4 protein-coding genes are annotated in these 2,148 nt (G+C 47.9%); all 4 read right to left on the bottom strand.

Annotation, left to right across the window (positions count from 1 at the left end):
- Positions 1 to 146: 146 nt before the first annotated feature.
- The 4 genes from OUO13_RS03095 to OUO13_RS03080 all read right to left on the bottom strand — a co-directional run bounded on the left by OUO13_RS03095 (position 147) and on the right by OUO13_RS03080 (position 2,130).
- Positions 147 to 605, bottom strand: a complete 459-nt coding sequence (locus tag OUO13_RS03095) for a DUF6756 family protein (protein WP_346429325.1) — start codon at positions 603 to 605, stop codon at positions 147 to 149.
- Between the two features lie 87 nt (positions 606 to 692).
- Positions 693 to 1,004, bottom strand: coding sequence for a hypothetical protein (locus OUO13_RS03090; RefSeq protein WP_283172381.1), 312 nt, complete (start codon positions 1,002 to 1,004; stop codon positions 693 to 695).
- Between the two features lie 143 nt (positions 1,005 to 1,147).
- The gene (locus OUO13_RS03085) at positions 1,148 to 1,591 is read right to left on the bottom strand and encodes a hypothetical protein (RefSeq protein ID WP_283172380.1); all 444 of its coding nucleotides are present in this window, start codon (positions 1,589 to 1,591) and stop codon (positions 1,148 to 1,150) included.
- A gap of 77 nt (positions 1,592 to 1,668) precedes the next feature.
- The gene (locus tag OUO13_RS03080) at positions 1,669 to 2,130 is read right to left on the bottom strand and encodes a DDE-type integrase/transposase/recombinase (protein WP_428982313.1); all 462 of its coding nucleotides are present in this window, start codon (positions 2,128 to 2,130) and stop codon (positions 1,669 to 1,671) included.
- Positions 2,131 to 2,148 lie beyond the last annotated feature (18 nt).

The raw sequence follows: 2,148 nt of genomic DNA, 5'->3' as shown, positions 1-2,148 counted from the left end.
CTCATCTCAACGGCTGATCGCTTGAATTCCAGTGAGTACTGCTTTGTCTTTTTCTGGTTCTTGTAGGCTGGCATTGGGCACCTTCTGTAACGTCAAAAGGTGTCCGTTAAAACGGGGCAAGATCATTGGTCCCTTGCTTGTGCTTGTTAGACGAACCCATGCTCATTAACTTTTCTTACCATGTAATTACCCGAGGCTAAAAGGCAGCAGTGGTGGTTCTCACATAGCAACCATTCCATTTTTTTTGACACCACATAATACTCAAAATGATACATTTCACTGACTAGTTTATAAAACGAGTCAACATACCCTTCGTATAGCCAAAACTTACCACCATCTTCCATAATGAAGTAAACCTCCTCATCGGACGGAACCAGTCGCAACAACATATCGGAAGGATAGTCCGGCAGAACTGATATGACTGGTTCTTTTAGATGCTCCCACCACCATCGATACTTGGAATCCCTAACACCATTACGCAAAAAAGATGAAGCGATCTTTTTTTCGATATTACGCCATTTCACGATATTCACTGGTGAAAATGATTCACTATCACAACCGATATTTTTGAGCGCTTTGTTTACGTCAGACCTAAAATTATTCATACCGAACCTACGCATCGCCTAACGCCCCCATTTGGGGCCGACTGAAAGAAGTCCCAAGTCGCGAAGCGACTGATCAACATGCGCTTATTAGGCATTTTTACGCACCTTCAGGAACTTAGCTACCAATACCGATGCCATAACTGAACCGACAAACCAGAAAGCCATTAGAAATAGGATTTGAATTGGAGCAAAATCTGGAGTCATTCGCCCAAATACAAACTCCGTCAAGCTCGCCATCAATTCACGATTTTCTAAAAATGGCATTAACTTAGTGGGAGCCAATCCTAAGTATATAAGAGGAAGCGAATATGGCTCTGGCACCCAAAAGGCATTAACCAGCAAGATCGCAGGAACAACTGCCCCGACAAGTAAATGCTTTGACACCACCTTCAGACTCATACCTGTATGCCTAACGCCAAGTTAACCGGCAGAGCGGAGCCGGCTTGCCGGCGGAGCGGTTTGCAGCGGGGCGTAAAATTTGCGAAGCAAATGCCCCGCTGCAAACTGTCCGTGTTGAACGCCTGGTTAGAGGCTGCGCCGGACTACGACCCGAGCTGCTTATATTTTTCAATAGAGATTCTCGGATAGTCGGGATTTGGATCAATTTTCCAAACACCGTTCTTCTTGCTAACGCTAAATTTCACTGTTTCAGAGCCCCCAGCCTCATGAGGTACAACAGGTGGGCCAGTAAGCAACTTGGTCGGATGCAGCTGATAGGTAACAGCGACGGTGCAACTTTCGGAAACGCACTCCGGATTACCTACCAGGAACCGTTCGACTACTACTACAGAGTCCCAGCCTGGCTCTTCATAGCCCACAGGCGCATGCAAGTAGTTCGCGAGATATTCTGACCACGCATTGGACGATAGGCGACCACCGCCGAGGTCGAATTGGACAAACTTTTCTACTGCTTCTTTTGGAGTGTCCCAAGCAAATGTAGGAAAGCTCACGATGATCAATGCAGCAGAAATAATGCTTCGGAGCATGATTATGCCTCTAACGCCCCGAACACCGGCCGAGCGTAGCGAGGTGATCTTGCCCCGCTTTTGCGGACACATTTGTATTATCCATTCTTCGCCTCATACTCTAGCGGACTAAGATAACCCAGACCAGAGTGCAGGCGTGATCGGTTGTAGAAGCCATCAATGTAATCCTTGATGGCTNTATCCTTGAGTAGATCCTGCACTTTTTCAGCGCCATATTCCGAACCACGATCGGTATGAAACAGGATACCCTGACCATTCGCTCCGGTCAGTTTGAGCGCTTGTTTCAGTACCTGGCAGGTCACCTCTGCAGTCCGTTCCTTGCTCAGTTTCCACCCCAGTATTCTGCGCGAATACCGGTCCATCACCGTAGAGAGATACAACCACTGTCGCTCCACTTTCAGGTAGGTAACATCTCCAACCCACTGCTGATTCACCCCGGTTGGCTTGCCGACATCCAGCAAGCGATTCGGATGCTTGCTGTAGTACTTGCGTGTACCTTTGGGGACGGCTTTGCAGACACGCACACAGCGGCCTCTCATGCCGTATTGACGCATCAA

It is taken from the genome of Parathalassolituus penaei (assembly GCF_026626885.1).
GTDB classification, from domain to species: domain Bacteria; phylum Pseudomonadota; class Gammaproteobacteria; order Pseudomonadales; family Oceanobacteraceae; genus Oceanobacter; species Oceanobacter penaei.
The sequence above is the reverse complement of the archived record's forward strand: the minus strand, read 5'-3'. Positions and strand labels throughout refer to the sequence as shown.

Coding starts and splice junctions, on each gene's coding strand:
- OUO13_RS03095 (WP_346429325.1), bottom strand. CDS start 605: ATGAATAATTTTAGGTCTGACGTAAACAAAGCGCTCAAAAATATCGGT.
- OUO13_RS03090 (WP_283172381.1), bottom strand. CDS start 1,004: ATGAGTCTGAAGGTGGTGTCAAAGCATTTACTTGTCGGGGCAGTTGTT.
- OUO13_RS03085 (WP_283172380.1), bottom strand. CDS start 1,591: ATGCTCCGAAGCATTATTTCTGCTGCATTGATCATCGTGAGCTTTCCT.